This window comes from Streptomyces bullii (assembly GCF_042657145.1).
GTDB lineage: Bacteria > Actinomycetota > Actinomycetes > Streptomycetales > Streptomycetaceae > Streptomyces > Streptomyces bullii.
Genome location: NZ_JBHSNY010000004.1, coordinates 318,220 through 341,110 on the forward strand (window position 1 = coordinate 318,220; position 22,891 = coordinate 341,110).

General features: G+C 70.5%; 16 protein-coding genes and 1 pseudogene. 12 read left to right on the plus strand and 5 right to left on the minus strand.

Annotated features, from left to right (window positions below):
* The first annotated feature begins 22 nt into the window (after positions 1 to 22).
* The 9 genes from ACFPZJ_RS12810 to ACFPZJ_RS12850 all read left to right on the plus strand — a co-directional run bounded on the left by ACFPZJ_RS12810 (position 23) and on the right by ACFPZJ_RS12850 (position 11,602).
* The gene (locus ACFPZJ_RS12810; RefSeq protein ID WP_381020646.1) at positions 23 to 1,228 is read left to right on the plus strand and encodes a NosD domain-containing protein; all 1,206 of its coding nucleotides are present in this window, start codon (positions 23 to 25) and stop codon (positions 1,226 to 1,228) included.
* Between the two features lie 325 nt (positions 1,229 to 1,553).
* The gene (locus ACFPZJ_RS12815) at positions 1,554 to 2,348 is read left to right on the plus strand and encodes an SDR family oxidoreductase (protein ID WP_381020649.1); all 795 of its coding nucleotides are present in this window, start codon (positions 1,554 to 1,556) and stop codon (positions 2,346 to 2,348) included.
* 246 nt (positions 2,349 to 2,594) lie between these two features.
* Positions 2,595 to 3,629, plus strand: a complete 1,035-nt coding sequence (locus tag ACFPZJ_RS12820) for a LacI family DNA-binding transcriptional regulator (protein ID WP_381020652.1) — start codon at positions 2,595 to 2,597, stop codon at positions 3,627 to 3,629.
* Between the two features lie 133 nt (positions 3,630 to 3,762).
* Positions 3,763 to 5,043: an ABC transporter substrate-binding protein gene (locus ACFPZJ_RS12825; RefSeq protein WP_381020655.1), complete on the plus strand. Its 1,281-nt coding sequence runs from the start codon at positions 3,763 to 3,765 to the stop codon at positions 5,041 to 5,043.
* A 193-nt stretch (positions 5,044 to 5,236) separates the two neighbouring features.
* Positions 5,237 to 6,076 (plus strand): carbohydrate ABC transporter permease, encoded by an 840-nt coding sequence (locus ACFPZJ_RS12830; RefSeq protein WP_381020658.1) that lies wholly within the window; start codon positions 5,237 to 5,239, stop codon positions 6,074 to 6,076.
* A gap of 1 nt (position 6,077) precedes the next feature.
* The gene (locus ACFPZJ_RS12835; protein ID WP_381020661.1) at positions 6,078 to 6,995 is read left to right on the plus strand and encodes a carbohydrate ABC transporter permease; all 918 of its coding nucleotides are present in this window, start codon (positions 6,078 to 6,080) and stop codon (positions 6,993 to 6,995) included.
* A gap of 117 nt (positions 6,996 to 7,112) precedes the next feature.
* Positions 7,113 to 8,549 carry a glycoside hydrolase family 32 protein gene (locus ACFPZJ_RS12840; RefSeq protein WP_381020664.1) on the plus strand — a complete coding sequence of 479 codons (1,437 nt, stop codon included), beginning with the start codon at positions 7,113 to 7,115 and terminating at the stop codon, positions 8,547 to 8,549.
* A 149-nt stretch (positions 8,550 to 8,698) separates the two neighbouring features.
* Positions 8,699 to 11,206, plus strand: a complete 2,508-nt coding sequence (locus tag ACFPZJ_RS12845; RefSeq protein ID WP_381020674.1) for a GH32 C-terminal domain-containing protein — start codon at positions 8,699 to 8,701, stop codon at positions 11,204 to 11,206.
* A gap of 12 nt (positions 11,207 to 11,218) precedes the next feature.
* A complete protein-coding gene (locus ACFPZJ_RS12850) occupies positions 11,219 to 11,602 on the plus strand; it encodes a hypothetical protein (protein WP_381020676.1) in 384 nt (127 codons plus the stop codon).
* A gap of 122 nt (positions 11,603 to 11,724) precedes the next feature.
* Here ACFPZJ_RS12850 and ACFPZJ_RS12855 read toward each other — a convergent pair whose 3' ends face one another.
* On the minus strand, positions 11,725 to 12,987 hold the full coding sequence (locus tag ACFPZJ_RS12855; RefSeq protein ID WP_381020677.1) for an MFS transporter: 1,263 nt from the start codon (positions 12,985 to 12,987) through the stop codon (positions 11,725 to 11,727).
* A gap of 540 nt (positions 12,988 to 13,527) precedes the next feature.
* On the opposite strand from ACFPZJ_RS12855, the gene ACFPZJ_RS12860 reads away from it, so the two are divergent.
* Complete coding sequence (locus tag ACFPZJ_RS12860; RefSeq protein WP_381020679.1) at positions 13,528 to 14,235, plus strand: GNAT family N-acetyltransferase; 708 nt, start codon at positions 13,528 to 13,530, stop codon at positions 14,233 to 14,235.
* A gap of 216 nt (positions 14,236 to 14,451) precedes the next feature.
* Here the strand turns inward: ACFPZJ_RS12860 and ACFPZJ_RS12865 are convergent.
* A pseudogene (locus tag ACFPZJ_RS12865) lies at positions 14,452 to 15,035 on the minus strand (FAD-binding oxidoreductase); the annotation flags it as partial.
* 80 nt (positions 15,036 to 15,115) lie between these two features.
* Positions 15,116 to 15,607, minus strand: coding sequence for a MarR family winged helix-turn-helix transcriptional regulator (locus ACFPZJ_RS12870; RefSeq protein ID WP_381020681.1), 492 nt, complete (start codon positions 15,605 to 15,607; stop codon positions 15,116 to 15,118).
* Between the two features lie 139 nt (positions 15,608 to 15,746).
* On the opposite strand from ACFPZJ_RS12870, the gene ACFPZJ_RS12875 reads away from it, so the two are divergent.
* Entirely contained in the window at positions 15,747 to 16,262 is a 516-nt protein-coding gene (locus ACFPZJ_RS12875; RefSeq protein WP_381020683.1) for a YceI family protein, read from the plus strand.
* 6 nt (positions 16,263 to 16,268) lie between these two features.
* On the opposite strand, the gene ACFPZJ_RS12880 is transcribed toward ACFPZJ_RS12875, so the two are convergent.
* Together ACFPZJ_RS12880 and ACFPZJ_RS12885 are read right to left on the minus strand one after the other, a co-directional pair.
* Positions 16,269 to 17,972: a hypothetical protein gene (locus ACFPZJ_RS12880; RefSeq protein WP_381021302.1), complete on the minus strand. Its 1,704-nt coding sequence runs from the start codon at positions 17,970 to 17,972 to the stop codon at positions 16,269 to 16,271.
* Between the two features lie 143 nt (positions 17,973 to 18,115).
* The gene (locus ACFPZJ_RS12885) at positions 18,116 to 22,174 is read right to left on the minus strand and encodes a molybdopterin-dependent oxidoreductase (RefSeq protein WP_381020686.1); all 4,059 of its coding nucleotides are present in this window, start codon (positions 22,172 to 22,174) and stop codon (positions 18,116 to 18,118) included.
* A 194-nt stretch (positions 22,175 to 22,368) separates the two neighbouring features.
* Between ACFPZJ_RS12885 and ACFPZJ_RS12890 the strand changes: the two genes are divergently transcribed.
* Positions 22,369 to 22,764, plus strand: a complete 396-nt coding sequence (locus tag ACFPZJ_RS12890) for a cell division protein SepF (RefSeq protein WP_381020687.1) — start codon at positions 22,369 to 22,371, stop codon at positions 22,762 to 22,764.
* Positions 22,765 to 22,891 lie beyond the last annotated feature (127 nt).

Below are 22,891 nucleotides of genomic sequence, written 5' to 3' on the forward strand. Positions count from 1 at the left end.
TCAGCTGAAAGGCCGGTAAGTCATGTCCACCGTCTACGACGTCACGACCTGGAGAATTCCGGACGACCCCGCCACCACCGCCCACACCGACATCGGCAAGATCATCAACAGCATCATCGCCGACGTGAAGGCGCAGCAGACCACGCAGTCCTCGAGGCCGGGTGCGGTCATCTACATCCCGCCGGGCCACTACTCGCTCAAGACCCGGGTCACCGTCGACATCAGCTTCCTCCAGATCAAGGGATCCGGACACGGCTTCACGTCCCTGAACATCCGGTACAACACCTCGGACACCTCCGGCTGGTGGGAGATATGGCCGGGTGCCAGCCACATCAAGGTGGAGAACACGGACGGCAACTCAGAGGCGTTCATCGTCCAGCGGACGGGAGACCCCCGGCTGAGTTCGATCGAGTTCCGCGACTTCTGCCTCGACGGCGTGAGCTTCACACCCACGCAGAACTCCTACACCAACGGCAAGATCGGTATCCGCTTCGCGTCCGACAACGACGCGTGCAAGGTCACCGGCATGGGCTTCGTCTACCTGGAACGCGCCCTGGTCAACAACGGCGCGGACGCCTTCGACGCGACGGACAACTTCATCGTCGAGTGCGGAAGCTGTATCGAGCTGACCGGGGCGTCCCAGGCGGTCAAGGTCACGAACAACCACATCGGGGGCGGCTTCACCGGCTACTCCGTCTTCGCCGAAGGCGCCGAGGGACTCCTGGTCACCGGCAACAACGTGTTCCCCCGGGGACGCAGCGTCGTCCACCTGAAGAACTCGAACCGCTGTGTCATCACCGCGAACCGGTTCCAAGCCTTCTACCCCGGCATGATCGACACCGAGGGGACCAACAAGGAGAACCTGATCAGCTCCAACCACTTCTACCGCGTCCCGGAGGGCTACCCGCCCATGCAGGGCAACGACAACGGCAAGGACGACCTCTACGGCCTGATCCACCTGGTCGGCGACAACAACATGATCTCCACCAACCTCATCGACTACAACGTGCCCGCCGACTCGGTCAAGCCCTCGGGGGCCACGCCCACCCTCATCCTGGTCGCCGGCGGGGACGCCAACTTCATCTCCAACAACCACTGCGTCACCAACATCGCGACCAACCACGTCGTCCTCGACGCCAGCACGACGAACACCAAGATCCTCGACTGCGGCACGACCTCGCAGATTCGGTCCGACACCGACAGCTACACCCTGCGGCCCACGCCCTGACGACCGAGTCAGCAAGCGTCCAATCAACGGGGGATCCGGCTCAGGAGAGCCGTGCACGAGGCCCGAGTCCGCCGTTGGGCCTTGGGGCGGACAGAAGACGACCGGGAGGGCGGACCGATGAGGCCCGCCCTCCCGGTCAATGGAGTCCGCTCTGGAAGGCAGACGCGTTCAAAGGCCGTGCCCCCCTTGGCGGCCGGGTGAGATGTGAAGGTGCCCCGCGATACCGCCGGCACCTTCAGGACGCAGATCGTCTTTGTCCCGTGCCACGAAGCAGGGGCCGATATCCAGTTGAGGCGACTGCCTTGGCGGACCAGGATCCCACCTCATGCGAGACAACACGCCCTCCAGCCCCCGACCCGTAGCCCTCGTGACCGGTGCCGGCGGACGCACCACCAACATCGGCGCCGCCGTGACCCGCCGCCTTGCCGAGACCGGCTGGGACGTCGCCTTCACTTACTGGCGCCCCTACGACGACGAAAGGCCCTGGGCGACCGAGCCGGACGCACCCGCCGCGCTCGCACGCGAGTTGGAGGGCCTGGGCGCACGGTGCAGCGGTGTCGAGGCAGATCTCGCCGACCCGGCCGTCCCGGCGGCCGTCTTCGACTCGACCGAGAGGCACCTCGGACCCGTCAGGGCTCTGGTGATGTGCCACTGTGAACAGCGCGACCTGAACCTCTTGACCACGACCGTGGAGAGCTTCGACCGGCACTTCGCCATCAACGCCCGGGCCACGTGGCTTCTCATCCGAGAGTTCGGACGGCGCTTCCAAGGAACGACCGACGATGCCGAACCCGGGCGCATCATCGCCTTCACCAGCGACCACGTCGTCGGTAACCTCCCCTACGGGGCCAGCAAAGCTGCTCTGGACCGCATCACCCTCGCCGCCGCCCATGAGTTCGCCCATCTCGGCGTCCGCGCCAACATCATCAACCCAGGCCCCATCGACACGGGATGGATGACGGACGAGATCCGTGCCTCTGGAACCAAGCAGACACCCGCTGGGCACCTCGCGGGCCCCGAAGAGCCCGCCAACCTCGTCGCCTTTCTCTGTTCCCCGCGGGGCCAGTGGATCAACGGCCAGCATCTCTTCAGCAACGGCGGCTTCCGCTCGGCTCTCTGAGCGAGCCGCTCAAGGCCGGCAGATCCCGAAGGCTGGTCCCCACAGCAGCCCGAAAGCATCGCCAGGACCGTAGCAGGCCGCTGACCGCCCAAGCTTGCGTGCCGATCGGCCCGACCCCCGCCGCGCACTTTCGGGCCCGGTCGACCGACATCTCCGGGCCACGAGTTCGTAACGAGCCGTTGACAGGGGTGCCTGAGAGGGCGCATTCTCGTCCCGCACTCACTGGCCAAAACGATTGGGCACGACATGGGCAGGCGGATCGGGATCAAGGACGTGGCGGCAGCCGCCGGCGTCTCGACCACGACCGTCTCCCACATCCTCAACGAGGTCGAGGGCAAGCGCATCAACCCCGAGACCCGGCAGCGGGTCCTCGAGACGGCCCGGAAACTCGGCTACGCGCCCAACGGTCTGGCCCGCGGACTGCGGCTGAATCGGTCGAACACCTTCGGCTTCGTCAGCGACCAGATCGCCACCACCCCGCACGCCGGGCGGATCATCCTGGGAGCCCAGGAGGAGGCGGCCAAGCACGGCCTGCTGCTGCTCATGCTGAACACGGGGGGCGATTCGGAGCTGGAGCGCAAGGAGATCGACCTGCTGCTGCAGCGCCAGGTCGACGGAGTGCTCTACGCGTCCATGTACCACCGGGTCGTATCGGTGCCGGAGCGGCTGCGCTCGGTTCCCACGGTGCTGCTGGACGCCCGCACGGACGACCCGACTGTGCCCTCGGTGGTGCCGGACGAGGTCCAGGGCGGGTGGACGGCGGTGAGCGAACTGATCCGCCACGGCCACCGCCGCATCGGCTTCATCAACAACGTCGACGACATCCCTGCCACCCACGGGCGCCTCGAGGGCTACCGGCGTGCGCTCGCCGAGGCAGGCATCGCCGAGGACCGCCGGCTGGTGGTGTCGGAGATCAGCGACGCCGCCGGCGGCTACCGGGCGGCACTCAGGCTGCTGCGGGCCACGCCACGGCCCACCGCGCTCTTCTGCTTCGCCGACCGGATGGCGATGGGCGCCTACCACGCCGTCGCCGAACTGGGGCTGTCGATCCCCGGGGACCTGTCCGTCATCGGCTTCGACAACCAGGAACTGATCTGCGACGGCATGTTCCCCGGACTGACCACCGTGGCCCTGCCGCACTACGAGATGGGGGCGCGCGCCGTCGCACAGCTGCTCGCGCTCACCGGCGCACCCGGACAGGAAGTCGGCCCGGCCGCCCAGGAAAAGCTGCCCTGCCCGCTGGTGGCACGGGCATCGGTCGCTTCGCCGCCCCGACTCTGACCCCGGAACGGCGAAGCACCACCGATACAGGCGGCCGTCAGCACCGGCCGCCGGCGCGGTCTTGCCGGACCGTGCCCAGTGAAATTGGAGGACCCCAGTGAACCCTGCGAAATCGAGAACCAGGCGCCTCGCGGTGTCGAGCATAGCCGCCCTGGCCGCGGCGGCGCTCGTGGCCGGTTGTGGCGGCAGTGGCAGTGCCGGCTCGTCGGGTGCCGACGGCAACACCCTGACCCTGTGGACGCACAACGCCGGCAACGCCGCCGAGTACGGGGTCGTCCAGCAGATCGTCAAGGACTTCAACGCCAGTCAGAGCAAGTACAAGGTCAAGATCCAGGCGTTCCCGCAGGACTCGTACAACGACTCGGTCGTGGCCGCCGCTTCCGCCAAGAAGCTGCCCTGCATTCTCGACGTCGACGGGCCCAACGTGCCCAACTGGGCCTGGGGCGGATACCTCGCGCCGCTGGACCTCTCCTCGGGGAAGGTCGCCGTGAAGGACCAGCTGCCCAGCACAGTCGGCAGGTACCAGAACAAGACCTACGCCTTCGGTTTCTACGATGTGGCGCTGACCCTGTACGCCCGCAAGTCGGTGCTGAACAAGTACGGCATCCGCATTCCCACCATCGACAAGCCCTGGACGAAGAGCGAGTTCATGGCGGCGCTCGCCAAGCTGAAGGCGAGCGGCAAGTTCGCCTATCCGCTGGAGCTGGCGACGGGGAACACCGGTGAGTGGTGGCCGTACGCCTACTCCCCGATGCTGCAGAGCTTCGGCGGCGACCTGATCGACCGGTCGACCTACAAGACAGCCGAGGGCGCGCTGAACGGCGACAAGGCGATCGAGTGGGGCAAGTGGTTCCGCTCGCTGGTCACGAAGGGCTACACCGCGCAGAAGTCCGGCAAGAGCCCCAACGACGACTTCCTCAACGGCAAGAGCGCCATCTCCTGGGACGGCAGCTGGTCCGCCGCGGGCGACACCGCCAAGCTCGGCGACGACCTGGCGATCCTCCCGCCGGTGGACTTCGGCAACGGTCCGAAGATCGGCGGAGCGTCCTGGCAGTGGGGGATGAGCTCGACGTGCTCCAACAAGGCAGGCGCCCAGGCTTACCTGAACTTCTCCCGGCAGACCAAGTACTTCGTGGACTTCGCCAAGGCCACCAACACTGTGCCGGCCACCAACGCGGCAGCGGCACAAGTGCCGGGCTACAAGCCGGGTGACAAGTTCAACTTCTTCGTGCAGGAAGCCCAGAAGTTCGCGGTGGTCCGGCCCGTCACCCCGGCCTACCCCTACATCTCCACGGTCTTCACCAAGACGGCCCAGGACATCCTGGCCGGCGCCGACGTCAAGGGTGCCCTCGACGAGGCGGTCAGCCAGATCGACAACAACCTGAAGCAGAACAACCACTACTCCGGCAGCTGACCGCCCCCGCCCGTCCCGGCGGTCGCGGCTCCTCCCCTCCGCCTCCGCCGGGACGCATGACCTGCCTGGATGTCCCATGACCGCCACACTGTCCAAAATTCCCACCCGACCCGGCGCCGCCCGGGATGACACCCCGGCCCGACGAACGACGCGCATCCACGCACGCCGCAGGGAAAGCCTCACCGCCCTCGGCATGGTGAGCCCCGCCGTCTTCCTGCTGATGCTGTTCTTCGTCATCCCGGTGGTGCTGACCTTCGCGCTGGCTTTCACCAACGCCCGCCTGGTCTCCCCGGTCCCGGCGCAGTTCACCGGCCTGCAGAACTTCCGCACCCTGCTCGACGACCCGGAGTTCTACAAGTCGCTGCGCAACACCTTCTACTTCGCCGCCGTCATCGTCCCGCTGCAGGGCGGTCTGGCGCTGGTTCTGGCGCTGCTCGTCAACGCCAAGATCAAGGGCGTCAACTTCTTCCGCACCATCTACTTCATCCCGGTCGTCACCTCGATGGTGGTCGTGTCCATCATGTGGACCTTCCTGTACCAGCGGACCGGGCTGATCAACCACCTCATCTCCCAGCTCACCTTCGGCCATGTACACGGACCCGACTGGCTGAACAACCCCTCCACAGCCATGCCCGCCATCATCCTCATGTCGGTCTGGCAGGGCGTCGGCTTCCACATGATCATCTGGCTGGCCGGTCTCCAGACCATCCCGAAGGACTTGTACGAGGCCGCCGACATCGACGGAGCCACCCGCTGGGTGCGCTTCTGGTATGTGACATGGCCGGGCCTGCGCGCCACCCGCACCTTCGTGCTCATCACCATCACCATCGCCGCGTTCGGTCTGTTCACACAGGTCAACGTGATGACGCAGGGCGGCCCCCTGGACTCCACCAGCACGGTCATCTACCAAGCCCTGCGCACCGGATACGCGCAGCAGCAGATCGGCTACGCGTCGGTGATCTCCCTCGCGTTCTTCGTACTGGTGCTGGCGGTCTCCCTCGTGCAGCGCTTCCTCACCCGGGAGAAGGACTGACATGACTTCAGCATCCCCCGCCTCCGCCCAGGTGCCCCGGCGCCGTCGCAAGTCCGTGCTGCGCCCGATCGGCCTGTACGCGATCCGTATCGCGCTCGCGCTGTTCTTCGCCTTTCCGATCGTGTTCATGCTGGTGTCGTCGCTCAAGCCCGACCAGCAGATCTTCGCCGACCTCGGCAGCATCAAGGCGTTCCTGCCGGTCGGCCATCTGTCCCTGGACAACTACACCGGCGTCTTCGACCGGGTGCCCGCCGCCCGCTTCCTGTTCAACTCCATCGGGATCTCCGTCATCACTGTGGCCCTGGGCATCTTCGTCAACAGCCTCGCGGCGTTCGCCCTGTCCCGGATGCGCTGGCGCGGCAGGAAGATCGTGCTCACCGCCGTCATCGCGACGCTGATCGTGCCGATCGAGGTCTTCGCCGTACCGATGGTCTGGTGGGTCAACAAACTGCCCTGGCTGCAGGTGAACGGCTTCCACGTCACCATCACCGAGGGCTGGCTGGACACCTACCAGGTGCAGATCCTGCCCTTCGTCGGCAACGCCTTCTCCATCTTCCTGTTCCACCAGTACTTCCGGAGCATCCCCAAGGAACTCGACGAAGCAGCTGTCATCGACGGGGCGAGCTGGTTCGGCATCTACCGGCGCATCGTCATGCCACTGTCCGGTCCGGCGGTCGCCACGGTGGCCATCCTGACCTTCCTGCCGATGTGGAACGCCTACCTGTGGCCGCTGATGGTCGTGCAGAGCGAGGACCTGCGACCGGTCATGATCGGCATCCAGTACTTCTTCCAGACCAACCCCTCGTGGGGCGAGATCATGGCCTACTCGTCGATGATCACCGTGCCGGTGCTGGCGCTGTTCGTGGCCTTCCAGCGGGCCTTCGTCAACAGCATCGCCTCCAGCGGCGTCAAGGGCTGACAGCGGGAGCGTATGCCCGCCCCTTCGGCCCGTTCACCTTTCCTCTCTGCCCCCACGCTGTGCTTTCGCGCACCCTTTGAAAGGCTTCGCGTGTCCACGCTGCCCATCGACCCCCACTTGCCCGCCGTACACTTGCGACCGCCCCGCAACTGGATCAACGACCCCAACGGCCTGGTCTTCCACGACGGCCACTACCACGTGTTCTTCCAGTACAACCCGTACGGCCCGCAACACGCGAACATGCACTGGGGCCACTTCCGCAGCCCCGACCTGATCACCTGGGAAGAGCTGCCCGTCGCCCTCACACCCACCCCCGGCGGTGACGACGCGGACGGTTGCTACTCCGGCAACGCAGTCTCCGTCGAGGGCCGCATGGTGGCCTTCTACTCCGCCAACCGCACCGGCCGCTGGTGGCAGCCGGTCACCACCGCCGAATCCCCCGACGACGGCCACACCTGGGCCAAACGGCCTCAGCTGCTCATTGCGCAGCCACCCTCCGGCACCACCATGTACCGGGACCCCTACGTCTGGCAGCAGGACGGCCGCTGGCGGATGCTGGTCGGCTCGGCCCTCGCCGACGGCCGCGGCGCGGCGCTGCTCTACGAGTCCGGCGACCTGGAGCACTGGACCTATCGAGGCCCCTTCCACACCAGCGGCGCAGCCGCCACCGCCGACCCGGTTGGCTGGGAATGCCCCCAGTACGCCACCTTCGGCGACCGTGCCGTCCTGATCGTCAGCGACTGGACCCCCCAGGGCGGCCCCAGCCACGTGACGGTCCATACCGGTCGCGAGGAACAGGGCCGCTTCGCCGCGGCCGCACCCCCCGTACGGCTGGACCACGGCCCGGATTTCTACGCCCCTGCCCTGCTCAAGGCCCCCGAAGAAGACCGGTGGCTGCTGTGGGGCTGGGCATGGGAGGCCCGTGACGACGCCTGGGCGCACGAAGCCGGCTGGGCCGGAGTCCTCACCCTCCCGCGCGAGGTGACCCTGGCCGACGACGGCACGGTCGGCCAGCGCCCCGCCCGCGAACTGCTCGCCCTGCGCGGCGAACGCGTCCTGCACAGCACCGGACGCGTCACCGAGTCCGGGCCCGTTGAGCTGGGGCAGGTCAGCCGTGCCGTCGACGTCACCGCCGTGCTGACCCCCGACCCCACCGGTACGACCGGTCTGCGGCTGGTCACCTCCGCGGACGGCACGGAACACCTCGACATCAGCCTCGACCCGACCGCCGGTCAGCTCACGGTAGACCGCAGCCACGCCTCGCTGGATCCGCGCGTACGGACAGGCACGTACACCATGCCCTGCCCGGACGCGCAGTTCCCCGGCACACCTGTCGAACTCCGCGTCATCGTGGACGGTTCGATCGCCGAGATCTACCTGGCCACCGGCCAGGTCCTCACGATCAGGTTCTATCCGCTCGGCGACGCACCATGGCGACTGCAAGCCCGCGTCACAGGCAGACGCGGCAGCGACTTCGCCGTGGAGGCATGGGATCTGAGCCCCCGTCCCACCGATCGACAGCCACTCGTGGCAAGCCATCTACGGGACGCCTGACCAGCTGAAGCCCCCACCCTGCCTCGCTTGACCAAACCCCCAGAGCACCCATCAAGGCGCAGAAGCCCACGGCGCCTTGGCCTGGACCGCGAAGAAAGGGCACCACCATGTCCAAAACTCTCCGGCCACGCCGGACGCTTCTCGCAGCAATGGCCGTTCTGTCCGGCCTCGCCGTGCTCGCCGCCTCGCCGGCCGCCGCCGACACCCCTTACCACGAGCAGTACCGGCCCCAGTTCCACTTCACCCCGGCCCAGAACTGGATGAACGACCCCAACGGCCTGATCTGGTACAAGGGCCAGTATCACCTGTTCTTCCAGTACAACCCGTCCGGCAACAGCTGGGGCAACATGTCCTGGGGCCACGCGGTGAGCACCGACCTCGTCCACTGGAAGCAGCTGCCGGTGGCCATCCCTCAGGACGACGACGAGATGGTCTTCTCCGGCAGCGTCGTGCTGGACAAGAACAACACCAGCGGCTTCGGGACCAAGGACAACCCACCGCTGGTCGCCGTCTACACCAGCCTGGTGAAGGCCACCGGCATCCAGCGGCAGTCCCTGGCGTACAGCACCGACGGCGGCACCACCTGGACCAAGTACTCAGGCAACCCGGTCCTCGACCTCAACTCGGTCAACTTCCGTGACCCCAAGGTCTTCTGGTACGCGCCCACGCGCAGCTGGCTGATGGCCGTCGCCCTTTCCGACCAGCACAAGATCGCCTTCTACAGCTCCCCGGACCTCAAGCACTGGACCCACCAGAGCGACTTCGGCCCAGCCGGCGCCACCGGCGGGGTGTGGGAGTGCCCGGACCTGTTCCCACTGCCCGTGGACGGCAACCCGAAGAGGACCAAGTGGGTGCTGGCAGTCAACCTCAGCCCCGGTGCCATCGCCGGTGGCTCCGGCGCCCAGTACTTCATCGGCGACTTCGACGGCAAGCGCTTCACCGCCGACGACAACGGCACCTACACCCCGCCCAGCGGCTCGGTGCTGCAGGACTTCGAGTCAGGCTCGTACGGGAACTGGACCACCACCGGCACGGCTTTCGGCTCCGCACCGGCCACCGGCCCGCTGGACGGCCAGGGAACCGTCACCGGCTTCGACGGGCAGTACGTCGCCAACAGCTTCCACGGCGGTGACGCCTCCACCGGCACGCTGACCTCGCCCGCGTTCACGGTGTCCAGCGACTACATCAATTTCAGGATAGGCGGCGGCAACCACCCGTACGACCCCAACGCCGTCCTGGGTGACGAGCCGGCACCGACCGGCGAAGTCCTCGCCGACTTCGAGGGCAGCACCTACACCAGCCCCATCGGCGACTGGACCACCACCGGCGACGCCTTCGGCACCGGACCGGCCCAGGGCACCCTGCCCAACCAGCAGCAGGTGTCCGGCTACCTCGGCAACGGACTGGTCAACTCCTACCTGAACGGGGACGCCACCACGGGCACGCTGACCTCGCCGACGTTCACCATCGACAAGAAATACCTGGACTTCCTCATCGGCGGCGGCTACCACCCCGCGAGTTCAGAGGCCCCCACGGCCGTAGAGCTGATCGTCGACGGCAAGGTGGTGCGCTCTGCCACCGGCGCCAACGGCGAGGCCCTGAACTGGGCGTCCTGGGACCTGTCCGACCTCCAGGGCAAGCAGGCCCAGATCAAGGTCGTGGACGACAACACCGGCGGCTGGGGCCACATCAACCTCGACCAGGTCGTCCTCTCCGACACCCAGGCCCACGCCAAGTCCACCGAGACCGGCGTCAACCTCCTCGTCGACGGCAAGGTCGTGCAGAGCGCCACCGGCTCCAACTCCGAGAACCTCGACTGGGCCTCCTTCGACACCACCGCCTACAAGGGCAAGCAGGTCCGGATACAGATCGTCGACGCCAACACCGCCGGCTGGGGACATGTCCTCGCCGACCAGTTCACCGCCGCGGACCAGCCCGCCCTCTCCAGCGTCCAACGCGCCCACTGGCTCGACTACGGCCAGGACTTCTACGCCGCCAACAGCTTCAACGACGCCCCCGGCGGACGGCGCGTCATGATCGCCTGGATGAACAACTGGAACTACGGCGGGAACATCCCCACCAGCCCCTGGCGCAGCGCCGACACCTTCCCCCGCCAGCTGTCCCTGCGCACGGTGAACGGCACGGTCCAGCTCGTCCAGCAGCCGGTCAGCGAACTGAACACCCTCCGCGACACCGGCACGACCGTCCCGGCGACAACCGTCACGAACGCCACCTCCCCGCTCGGCATCCACGGCAGCACCCTCGAACTCCAGGCCGACCTCACCCCGGGCAGCGCCGACCGGTCCGGCCTCGACGTCCGCACCGGCGCCGGACAACGCACCCGGATCGGCTACGACACCAGCACCGGCGAGGTCTACCTGGACCGCACCGCCTCCGGCGCGGTCGACTTCGACCCCACCTTCTCCAGCACCGAGCACGCCCCCCTCCCGCTCCATGGCGGCCGGCTGCGCCTGCACGTCCTCGTCGACACCTCCTCGGTCGAGGTCTACGCCGAGAACGAGCGCGGCGAACAGGTCGTCCTCACCGACCAGGTCTTCCCCGACCCCTCCAGCACCGGCATCGACGTCTTCGCCGAAAACGGAACCGCCACCCTCAACGGTATGCGGGCCTGGCAACTGGCATCCATCTGGAAGTGACCGCCCTTCCGGGTGTGCTGTCCGACACGGAGGTGCCGGACAGCACACCCGGTCGGCCCATCGCCCAGCGGTGGGCCGACCGCACAGCACGGCGCCTCGGGCCGTGCCGCAGTCGGCTCTGGCCCGCAGGCAAGGAGCGATCTGCGCGGCGGCTGCCGTGCCGATGCCGGCACCGGGCTGCGTGCCCTGCCGGAGCCGCCCGCGGACCTGCTCTACGAGGCGCTGTGCTGCCTCCAGGCCGCGGTCGCCCTGGAGCTCGGCGACCGGAGCGTGCTGACGACAGTGCGCGCCCGTCTGCTGCCGGCCTCGGGCCAACTCGCCGGCGCGGGCAGCGGACTGGTCACCCTCGGCCCCGTCGACCACTGGCTCACCGCCATCGACACCGCCCTGGCCTGACGGCCGTCGGCACAGCGGTCCGACGGGCTGGAGCGGCGGTCACGGGCCGGCCCCGACCGCCGGGCGGGCGACAGTCCACAGACAGCGCCGGTTTCGGCCCGAGGTGCCCGGGTTCGTCGGGCTCATCGGCGGTAGGCGGTGGCGGCGACGGCCGGCAGGAGGGCCAGGGAGAGGACGCCGCCGGTCAGGGCGAGGGCGGGGTAGCTGGTCGCGGCGACCATGATGCCGGAGGCCATGCCGCCGGTGGCTCCGGCGACGGCGATGGAGACGTCGACCAGGCCCTGGGTCTTGGCGCGCGTGGCGAGCGGGACGGTGTCGTTGATGATCGCGGTGCCGGAGACGAGGCCGAGGTTCCAGCCGAGTCCGAGCAGGACCAGGGCGAGCGCGAGGAGGGCGACGGAGTCGCCGGGGGCGATCGCGGCGAGGATGCCGGAGGCGAGGAGGGTGATGCCGGAGGCGGCGGCGACCTTCCTGTGGCCGTGGCGGTCGACGAGCCAGCCGGTCAGCGGTGAGGGCAGGTACATGGCGCCGATGTGGAGGGCGATGACGAGGCCGGAGGCGGCGGTGCCGTGGCCGTGGTCGTGTATGTGCACCGGCGTCATCGTCATGATCGCGACCATGACGAGCTGCGTGACCACCATGACCAGCGCGCCGAGGACGACGCCCGCGCGGCCGTCCGTCGTGTCGTCGGCGCTGCCGGGCGCCGGGTCGGTCGCGGCGGCGGCTTCCTTCTCCTCGGCCAGGGTGCGGGCCAGGAGGAGCGGGTCGGGGCGGAGCCGGAGGGCGAGGACGAGCGCGGCCAGCGCGTAGGCGGCGCCGGAGAGGAGGAACGGCCCGGCGAGGTGGGGGATGCCGAGGTGTTCGGCGAAGGCGCCCGTGGGGGCGGCGAGGTTGGGGCCGGTGACGCCGCCGAGGGTGGTGGCGACCAGGACGGTGGACACGGCGCGGGCCTGGTGGCCGGACGCGGCGAGGTCGGCTCCGGCGTACCGGGCCTGGAGGTTGGTGGCGGTGCCGGCGCCGTAGACGAACAGGGCGATGAACAGCAGGACGGGGATGTCGGCGACGGCGGCGGCGACCACGCCCGCGCTGCCGACGGCGCCCGTCAGGTACCCGGCGGTCAGACCCGGTCGACGGCCCCGGGCCTGGGAGATGCGGCCCACCGCGACAGCGGCGAGGGCCGAACCGGCCGTGAACAGCGCGCTCGGGAGCCCCGCGAGATCGGTGGAGCCGAGCATGTCCTGCGCGAGCAGCGCCCCGACGGTGACGCCCGCCGCGAGCCCCGCCCCGCTGAGGATCTGGCTGGCGACCAGCACGGTGAGGATGCGGCGCTGCACCTCGGGGCGGGGTGGTGTCCCGGCGGTGGTGGCTGGGCCGGTGCTGGTCACGGCGCGGTTCTCATTTCCGGTGCGGCGGCTGGCTGAGGGGAGGGGGAGCGTCATCGCGCGGTTCGTGCGGATGTCGCGTAACTCTCCTATGAGACATCGACGACGAGGCAGCCGTCGACGCTGGTGTACGAACAGCGCGGCGGGGCGCCCGTCGGGGCCGGACATGTCGTGCAGTACCGTAACGGGCCGGTTCTGCCGACCGCCGCCCCGGCGAGGCTGCCGGGATGTCCGAAGGAAGCCCGAGAGCAGTGGGGACGACGCAGCCCCACCGTAGGGTGCCCCGAGGGCTCCGTGTAGAGGATCATGAGGGATGTGCGTATAAAGGATGGCTATGGCCATGCGGGGGCAAGAACGGCATGGCGCGGGTGCTACGACCGGGGCGCAGGAGACTGACAGCGGTGATGACTGCACCACACGGCGTTCTCACCGGAGCCACCGGCGTCCCCACCGGAGCCGTCGGTGGAACCCAGACCGGGAAAGGCGCCCAGGGCGGTAGCGCGCCGCTCGGCCGATCGCGCGCGGAGGGAAGGGCACAGCACGATGACGAGCGGTGACACCGCGGCACTCGACGACCCGGTGGGGGAGTCGCTGCGCGGCCGCCACGCAGATCTGGGGCGCCGGCTCGGCCGCGCGGCCACCTATCTGCCGGGGGTCACGACCTTCTCCGCGGTGCCTGCCGACGCGGACCCGGCGGACTGGACCGGCCTCGCGCGGCTCCTCGGTCGCGCCGCGTTCGCCGACATGTTCAGCTGCCCGGCGCTCCCTCCTCCCGACTGGGAGCCGGTCTTCGTCCTCGAAGGCCGCCAGATGATCTGGCCCGCCGACAGCCGCCGCCCCGACCAGGCGAGTGCCGCGACCGGCACCGACGTGGTCGAACTGGGTGCGGCCGACGTGCCCGAGATGCTCGACCTGACAGCCCGGACCCAACCGGGACCGTTCTGGCCGCGCACCCGCGAACTCGGCACCTACCTCGGCATCCGCGACGGCGGCAGACTGGTGGCCATGGCGGGCGAACGGCTCCGTCCACCGGGATGGACCGAGATCAGCGCCGTCTGCACGGCCCCCGAGGCCCGCGGGCGAGGCCACGCCGCCCGCCTGGTCAGTGCCCTCGCCGCACGCATCCTGGCACGGGGCGAGCGCCCCTTCCTGCACGTGGCCGAGACCAACACCGGCGCGATCGCGCTCTACGAACGGCTCGGCTTCGCAAGCCGGAGGCACGTGAGGTTCCGCGGCTTCCGCACCCCGTGACGCGGGGCCGGCCCCGGTGCCACCGGCGCGCGCCCGGCCCCGGCGGCGCCTCGGGCCACCGCCCGCTCGGGCTCCGTCACCCGGCCCGCGGCCTCCGGTGTCAGCGCCACGGCCCCTGGATCACACCGGCCGTGGTGGCCGTCGCCGCGAGACCCGCGCCGGCCAGCGCGAGGGCCCTGGCCGTCCGTCCTGGGGGCGTGGGACGGGTGCCCGGGGCTGTGTGCCGTCGTACAGCAGCACCTCCAGGCGGGACATGTTGTCGACGGCCTTGCCGTGCGCCTGCGCGGTGGCGCCGCACGCGTTGTTGCCGATCATGCCGCCGATGGCGCAGTTGGCGTGGGTGGCGGGCTCCGGGCCGAAGCGCAGACCGGTCGGCGCCAGCCGCCGGTTGAGCTCGTCCAGGACGATGCCGGGCTGCATCACGCAGGTACGGGCGTCCTCGTCCACCGACTCCAGCCGGTCACAGTACTTGGACCAGTCGAGCACCACGGCCGCGTTGGTGCACTGCCCGGCCAGCGAGGCCCGCCGCCCCGGGACAGCACGGGCGCTTCGTGCTCCCGCGCCACCGTGACCGCCTCCGCCGCCGCCTCGGTGGTGCGCGGGAGGACCACACCGATCGGGGTCTGCCGGAAGTTGGAGGCATCCGTGGAGTACGCCGCCCGGCTCCCGGCGCCGAACCGGACCGCGCCGTCGACCCGTTCACGCAGCGCCTCCGCGAGCGCCGCCGCCAGCGCCGCCGCGTCGACGGGCGGTCCGTCCGGGGCGCGTACGACGGGATCGGGCGGGGCCGGCGCGCCCATGGGCCCTCCTTCGCGTGTCGGCGCACGGCAGACGCCGGGTACCCCGAGCACCCTCCCGGCAACTGCCGGTCTCCAGGCGCTTACTCCTGGGGTTCCTCGGCGAGGTCAGGCACCAGCGCGCAGAGTGCCTCGCGCTGGGCCGGGCCCACGAACCGGGCCAGTGCCTCGACGACCGTGCCGGCGAGCGGGCGGGAGGCCTCCTCCAGCAGGCGGCGGGCCTTGTCGGTGAGGGCGACCTCGACGCCCCGCTTGTCGCCGCACACCGACCTGCGGGTGACGAGGCCGGCGTGCTGCAGGCAGGCGATCTGGTAGGTGAGGCGGGTCTTGGGGCGGCCCAGGAGTTCCGCGACGCGCGTCATGCGCAGGCCGCCTTCGGGCTGCTCGGCGAGCAGGCACAGGACCAGGAACTCGTCGTGGGAGACGTCCAGCGTGTCCTTGACGACCGAGCGCAGCCGCTGCTCCACCGCTCCCGTGGCGGCCAGGACGAGCATCCAGGCGCGCAGCTCGGGCGGCAGCAGGCCGCCGCCCGTGCATTCGGGCAGGTCGGCGGCGTGCTCCTCGGGGTCGGTCATGACTTCGAGTCTATCGGTCGGCCACGTGCACACCAGGGGGGTTGTTCAGATTTGGATTACCCGCTAGCGTCATGTCATCCAAATTTGAACTACACCTCACTGGAGCTCTGCTTCAGCTCTGACAGACAGGAGAAAGATCATGACCGTCGCCGTGGAGACAGGCCTGTGGCAGCTCGACGCGAGTGCGTCCACCGTCGGCATCCGGCACCGGACCATGTGGGGCCTGGTCACCGTGAAGGGCACCTTCGCCGCCGTCAGCGGACGGGGCGAGGTCCGGCCCGACGGGTCCGCCGTCGGCACCCTGACCCTCGACGTCGTCTCCCTCGACACCGGGCACGCCAAGCGCGACACGCACCTGCGCTCCGCCGACTTCTTCGACGCCGACCACCACCCGGAGATCACCTTCGCGCTCCGCAGCGCCGAACTGCGCGACGGCGACCAGGTGCACGTCATCGGTCAGCTGACCGTGCGCGGCATCAGCAGGCCGCTGTCCCTCACCGCGCGCCTGAAGGACGCGGACGCCCAAGGACTCACCCTGGACACGGAGTTCAGCGTGGACCGGACCCAGTTCGGCATGGGATGGAACCAGCTGGGCATGATGCGCGGCCTGACCAGCGTCAGCGCCACCCTCCGCTTCACCCGGGCGACGGCCTGAGGCCGGTCAGCGCGGTCGCGGCACCTCCGGCCGCACCTGCCGCCGCACCTCCCGCTGCACATCCGCGCTCGACAGCGTCTGCGGCGACGCCGTGAACGCCCGCAGACGGATGCGGACACCCGGCCGGGGCAACGGGAACCGGCCCGAGGGCGGCCGGAGTTCGTAGGAGGCAGTGGTGTGCGCGGGCACGTCGGCAGGGCCCCGGACGACGGACCAGTACGGGTCCATGCCCTGGCCCGTGGTGAGGGTGAAGTGCGGGCTCAGCGGGCGGTCGTCGGTGTTGGTGACCCGGACGGTCAGACGGGACACCGCCGCCGGTGTGGCGTGGCGGACCGCGGTGACGCGCATGCGCAGCGGCGGGGTGCCCGTCGCCGCCGCAGCGGCGCTCGCCAGGGCCGGGGTGAGCAGCAGCACCGCCGCCGCGATCCGCGCCGGGCGGCGCGCGCCGGACAGCGGCCGCAGGCGCGGCTGCCACGCCGTGGCGAACGCCGACGCCGGCGCGGTCACCGCCGCCGCCAGCCACAACGGCGTCATCATCAGGTAGTAGCCGTCCTGCGACCGGGTCGCCAGCCAGAAGGCACACCAGGGCAGCACGGTCGCGGCGGACCCCAGCCGCCGTACGAACAGCACGAACAGCACGAGCAGGGCCGCGGCCAGCAGCAGGCTGGCGCGGGAGTACCAGTCGAGCCGGTCGCTGCCGTTCGTCAGGTACAGCGAGACGCCCACCAGGCCCTGGCCGTGCAGCACCGCGCCCTGCGTCAGCGGCAGCGCGATCCCGGACAGCCAGGCACGCGGCAGGCTCACGATGAAGTACGTGTTCACCAGCAGCCACACGGTGCCCGCGGCTCCGGCGAACCGCAGCACCACCCGGGCCGCCGCCGGCCCGCCCAGCTCGCCGCGCCGCACCGCGAAGATCCCGGCGAGCAGGAACGGCGCCAGGAACCACGGCAGTTGCTGGGCCGCGCACGCCGCGCCCAGACAGGCGGCCCGCGCCAGACCGGCCGTGCCGAGCCGTCCGCCCGCCCCGGTGCGCGACCAGCGCACCACCACCGGGATCAGCAGGGCCATCGCGAGGACCGCCGGGTAGCCGAGCCGGCCGTACGAGGGCAGCATTCCGAAGCCGAGGCACACCATCGTCGCCGCCGGCCGCCACGGCACCGGCAGCATCCGCCACAGCACCACCGTGCCGGCGATCAGGGCACCGGTGCTCACCGCGGTAGCGGGGGCGCCGCCGTGCCCCAGCCACAGCAGCGGCGCGGCCAGCAGCGGGGCCAGCGGTGGATAGCCGTACGTGTAGTCGTAGCCGCCGTACACCGTGGGGGTACGCGCCACACCGTGCCCGAACAGCCACGGCCAGGGCTGCCCGTACACCGGGCGGCCCGCGACGAGTTCCCTGGCGGCCTGGGCGGTCAGGTCCGCCTCGTCGGAGCCGCCGTGCAGCATCACCCACGCGCACACGGCGAGCGTCACCGCCGTCAGAAGCACGCACCCGTCCAGACGTGCCAGTGACCGCGTCCGGCGCACGACCAGCGCCAGCACCCCGCACACGAGGACCGAGGCGTAGCACACCGAGATCACCGCGGCGACGGCCGGCCGGTGACCGGCCGCCTGCGTCCACACCGCACGCGTGCCGATGAGCAGGCTGATGTCGGCGAGCAGGGTCAGGACACGGTGCCACTGCGCGGGAGCCGGGGCTTCCGGGGCGGACACCGTGGTGGGACGCGACTGCCGGCCGCCGGCCGCCACCAGCGTGGTTTCTGCCGAGTACACGCCGTCGGACGCTAGCGACCGCCGGTGAGCGTAGTGCGGACGGAGGTGAAGAGTCCGGTAGGAGGCGAGTAAGGAGGCACCCCTCAGTACACGTCCCGCAGGTACCGCTTGTCCGCCGCGAGTTGCTTCACGTACGCCGCCGCCTCCGCCTCGCCCAGACCGCCGTGCGCGACCGCGATGTCCCGCAGCGCCCGGTCGACGTCCTTCGCCATGCGCGAGGCGTCGCCGCAGACGTAGAGACGCGCGCCGTCCTGGAGCCAGTGCCACAGTTCCGGCCCGTGCTCACGCATCCGGTCCTGCACGTACACCTTGTTGCGCTGGTCGCGGGAGAAGGCGGTGTCCAGGCGGGTGAGAACCCCCTCGGCCAGCAACTCCGACAGCTCGTCCTCGTAGTAGAAGTCGCTCGCGCGGTGCTGCTCCCCGAAGAACAGCCAGTTCGGGGCCCGGTGGCCGAGCGCCCGCCGCTGCTGGAGGAAGCCGATGAACGGCGCCACCCCGGTGCCCGGGCCGACCATGACCATCGGCGTGGCGGCGTCGGCCGGGGGCCGGAAGTGCGGCGAGCGCTGCACGAACACCGGTACCTCGGTGCCCGGTGCGGCGTCCGCGAGGAAGGACGAGCAGACACCGCCGCGCGGCCGGCCGTCCACGTTCTCGTAGCGCACCACGGAGACCGTCAACGCCACCTGGTGCGGGTCCACCAGCGGGCTGGACGATATGGAGTACAGGCGCGGCTGGAGCTTCTTCAGCACCCCGGCCCACTCCTCGGCACGCGCCCGCACCCCGTACTCGGTGACCAGGTCCACGGCCTGCCGGCCCCAACTCCACTGCGCGAGACCGTCCTTGTTGTCCGGCCGCAGCAGCCTGCGCAGCGCGTGGTCGTCCCGGGTGCGGTCGGCGACGAACCGGAGAAGGTCAGAGGTGATCCTCGTGATGTCGAGGTGCCGGAGCAGGGCCTGCGCGAAGGGGACCTCGCCGACGCCCGCGACCTCCACGGCCGTCGAGGCCTCCAGCCCGGTCACCGCCAGCCACTCGTCCACCAGGGCGGGCGAGTTGACCGGCCGCACACCGAGCGCGTCCCCGGCCTCGTACGTCAGGTCCGTCCCGCTCGTGTCGAACGTGAAGCGCCGCACCTCCTTGCCCGCCCCCGGCAGGCTGAGCAGCCGGTTGCCGACGAGACGGGCGGTGGCGGGGGCGGGCCTGGGCCTGCCCGCCGGCTTCTCGACGGGGGCGGCCCGCGTGCCGCCGAGCGCGGTGAGCACCTGGTCCAGCCACGCGCCCGCCGACGGCTCGTAGTCCGGCTCGCAGTCCGTACGGGGCGCCAGCCGCACCGCGCCCAGCTCGTCGAGGCGCGCGTCCAGCCGCCGCCCGTGCCCGCAGAAGTCGTCGTACGAGGAGTCCCCGAAGGCCAGCACCGCGTACCGCAGTCCCTCCAGCCGAGGGGCCCGCTCCGTGGACAGCGCGTCCCAGAAGCCGGCGCCGTTGTCGGGGGCGTCGCCGTCGCCGAAGGTGCTGGTGATGAAGAGCAGGTCCGCCGTGCGGGCGAGGCCGGCGACATCGGCCTCGTCCATGCCGACCAGCGTCGCCCGGTGCCCGGCCGCGCCCAGCCGCTCGGCGGTCGCGGCGGCGAACTCCTCGGCCGTGCCGGTCTGCGAGGCCCACAGCACGACCACCTCGCGGCCGGTCCGTTCCCGCTCGGGGGCGGCCGCCGTCCGCGAGTACATCCCGGCGAGCACGCCGTTGACCCACAGCGCGTGCTCGGGGGAGAACGGCGCGTCCGGCGGCAGGACCGGCACACCGGGGGCGCCCGAGCCGAGCCCGGCGAGGAAGCCGGTCAGGTACTGGCGTTCCTGCGCGGACAGGACCGGGGGAGGGGACGGTTCGAGGCCGAACGGGTTCGCGGCGCCCGGGGTGACGGCCGTCGGCGCCAGCGCCTCAACGGGCGTCTCCCGTACAGGCGCTTCCCGTACGGGTGCCTGCCGTACGGGCGTCGAGACCTTCGCCAGCGACACCGCGCACACCTTGAACTCCGGCTGGAACGACACCGGATCCACCGCGTCGCTGGTCACCGCGTTGATGCTCAGGTACTCGCCGAACAGGTCGTTCCAGTGGAACGGCGCGAAACAGCACCCCGGCCGCACCCGGTCCGTCACCACCGCCGGCAGCACGGCCCGCCCGCGCCGCGAGGCCACCTCCACCAGATCGCCCTCGGCGACGCCGAGCGCGGCGGCGTCCTCGGGGTGCAGCTCCACGAACGGCCCGGAGTTCAGCTTGCCGAGCTTGGCGACCTTGCCCGTCTTGGTCAGGGTGTGCCACTGGTGCTGCACCCGGCCGGTGTTCAGCGTGAACGGGTAGTCGTCGTCCGGCATTTCGGCGGCGGGCAGATGCGGCCGCGCGAAGAAGACGGCACGCCCGGAGGCGGTCGGAAAGCGCAGCCCGCCCTCGCCGACGTACCGGATCGGGTTCCGCTCCGGCCCGTCCTCGCTCGCGGCCGGCCACTGCACGGGTATCTCCCGCAGCCGCTCGTACGTCACCCCGCGCAGATCCCAGCCCGTCTTCGGGTTCCAGGCCCGCCGGATTTCCTCGAAGACCTGCTCGGCACTGTCGTACGAGAACCCCTTCTCGTACCCCATCGCGCGGGCGACCTCGGCGATGATCCGCCAGTCGGCCGTCGCCTCCCCGGGCGGGTCCGCGGCGGCCCCGGTCAGCGTGAGGTTGCGCTCGCTGTTGACGAAGACGCCCTCCGCCTCGGTCCACATCGCGCCCGGCAGCACGACGTCGGCGTACGCGTTGGTCTCGGTCTCGGCGAAGACGTCCTGCGTGACGACGAACTCGGCGGCCTCCAGCCCCTCGATGACCGTACGGCGGTTGGCCACGGACGCCACCGGGTTGGTGCAGATGATCCAGCACGCCTTGATCTCGCCGTCGGCCATCTTCCGGAACATCTCCACGGTGCCCTGGCCCACCCCGTCGGCGCGCAGCGTGCCGGGCGGCAGCTCCCACAGCTCCTCGACGAACGCCCGCTCCTCCTCGACGAGGACGGACCGCTGGCCCGGCAGCCCCGGACCCATGTAACCCATCTCGCGTCCGCCCATGGCGTTGGGCTGGCCGGTCAGGGAGAAGGGCCCGGCGCCGGGGCGGCAGATCGCCCCGGTGGCCAGGTGCAGGTTGACCAGGGCGTTGGTGTTCCAGGTGCCGTGCGTGGACTGGTTGAGTCCCATCGTCCAGCAGCTCATCCACTGCCTGCCCGCCGCGCCGATCAGCCGGGCCGCCTCGCGCAGGTCGTCCTCGGCGAGCCCGGTGATCTCCGCGACCGCCGCCGGGGTGTAGTCGGCGAGGAACCCGGGCAGCGCCTCCCAGCCCTCGGTGTGCGCGGCGACGAACTCGGCGTCGGTGTGCCCGTTCGTGTGCAGGAGGTGCAGCAGGCCGTTCAGCAGGGCCAGGTCGGTCCCCGGCCTGACCTGAAGGAAGAGGTCCGCCTTCGCGGCGGTCGCGGTGCGGCGCGGGTCGACGACGATCAGCTGGGCACCCGCCTTGACCCGCTCCATCATCCGCAGGAAGAGAATCGGGTGGCAGTCGGCCATGTTCGAGCCGATCACCAGGAAGGCGTCGGCCCGGTCGAAGTCCTCGTACGATCCCGGCGGCCCGTCCGCGCCCAGCGACAGCTTGTAGCCCATGCCCGCGCTCGCCATGCACAGCCGCGAGTTCGACTCGATTCGGTTCGTCCGCACGAACCCCTTGGCCAGCTTGTTCGCCAGGTACTGCGCCTCCAGGCTCATCTGCCCGGAGACGTAGAAGGCGACCGCGTCCGGCCCGTGCTCGTCGACGATCGCCCGCAGCCGTGCCGCGGTCTCGGCGATCGCGTCGGCCAACGGCGCCGGAACCGGCTCCTCGCCCCGGTCGTCCCGGACCAGCGCGGTGGTCAGCCGGCCGGGCGCGGCCAGCATCTCGGCCGTCGTCGCGCCCTTGGTGCACAGCCTGCCTTCGTTCGCCGGGTGCGCCTTGTCGCCGGACGCCTTCAGGACGGTGCGCCGCCCGTCCGGGCCCCTGCCGATGTCGAGCACGAGGCCGCAGCCCACACCGCAGTACGAGCAGACGGTGCGTACCTGCTGCGTCTCCTGCTGGGGCCGGGGCGTCGAGGTCATGCCCCCGACGGTACGAATCGCCCGTTACGCCACTGTCACACGGCTCGATCATGAGGGGTTACGCCCGTCACACACCGGCCCCGAGGCCGGTGTGAGGTGCACCGAGATGGCGCAACGTGTCGCTGTTGGGCCGAACGGGTGACGATGCGCAAGAATTGCCCGATGCAGACAGCCAGTACGACCCAGGACGGAGCATGCCGGTGAACAGCCACGATGTCACCGACGAACAGTGGGAGGGGCTCGCCCAGGTCGTGCCGTTGCGGGGCCGGGACGCCTGGCCGTCCGCGGTCGACCACCGGGCCGTGCCCGAGGCCGAGACGGAGGCGCGGCGACGCTTCGTCGTGCTGCGCGTGAACGTCTTCGCGGACGCCCGCGAGGTCGCCGAGACACTGATGGCGGGTGTGCCCGTGCTGCTCGACCTGACCGGCGCGGAGACCGATGTCGCCAAGCGGGTCCTCGACTTCAGCACCGGGGTCGTCTTCGGCCTGGCCAGCGGCATGCACCGCGTCGACCGCAACGTCTTCCTGCTGTCCCCGGCCGGCACCGAGGTGACCGGGCTCATGGAACAGGCCGGGGTGCCCGGGGTGTGACGCGCCCGGCATGGGTGCGGGCGGCGGCACGGCGTGGTCCTGCGCCCGCGCCGGTCCGCCGCTGTCCCCTGCCACAGCTCGGCCGGCCAGCGGAGACATGCGTCGCGGTGCCGCGTCCGCCCGTCCG

Bases quoted from the DNA above. Each gene is read 5' to 3' on its own strand.
- ACFPZJ_RS12815 (WP_381020649.1), top strand. From the start codon at position 1,554: ATGCGAGACAACACGCCCTCCAGCCCCCGACCCGTAGCCCTCGTGACC.
- ACFPZJ_RS12885 (WP_381020686.1), bottom strand. From the start codon at position 22,174: ATGACCTCGACGCCCCGGCCCCAGCAGGAGACGCAGCAGGTACGCACC.
- ACFPZJ_RS12835 (WP_381020661.1), top strand. From the start codon at position 6,078: ATGACTTCAGCATCCCCCGCCTCCGCCCAGGTGCCCCGGCGCCGTCGC.
- ACFPZJ_RS12860 (WP_381020679.1), top strand. From the start codon at position 13,528: ATGACGAGCGGTGACACCGCGGCACTCGACGACCCGGTGGGGGAGTCG.
- ACFPZJ_RS12810 (WP_381020646.1), top strand. From the start codon at position 23: ATGTCCACCGTCTACGACGTCACGACCTGGAGAATTCCGGACGACCCC.
- ACFPZJ_RS12870 (WP_381020681.1), bottom strand. From the start codon at position 15,607: ATGACCGACCCCGAGGAGCACGCCGCCGACCTGCCCGAATGCACGGGC.
- ACFPZJ_RS12845 (WP_381020674.1), top strand. From the start codon at position 8,699: ATGGCCGTTCTGTCCGGCCTCGCCGTGCTCGCCGCCTCGCCGGCCGCC.
- ACFPZJ_RS12830 (WP_381020658.1), top strand. From the start codon at position 5,237: ATGGTGAGCCCCGCCGTCTTCCTGCTGATGCTGTTCTTCGTCATCCCG.
- ACFPZJ_RS12890 (WP_381020687.1), top strand. From the start codon at position 22,369: ATGCCGGTGAACAGCCACGATGTCACCGACGAACAGTGGGAGGGGCTC.
- ACFPZJ_RS12820 (WP_381020652.1), top strand. From the start codon at position 2,595: ATGGGCAGGCGGATCGGGATCAAGGACGTGGCGGCAGCCGCCGGCGTC.
- ACFPZJ_RS12875 (WP_381020683.1), top strand. From the start codon at position 15,747: ATGACCGTCGCCGTGGAGACAGGCCTGTGGCAGCTCGACGCGAGTGCG.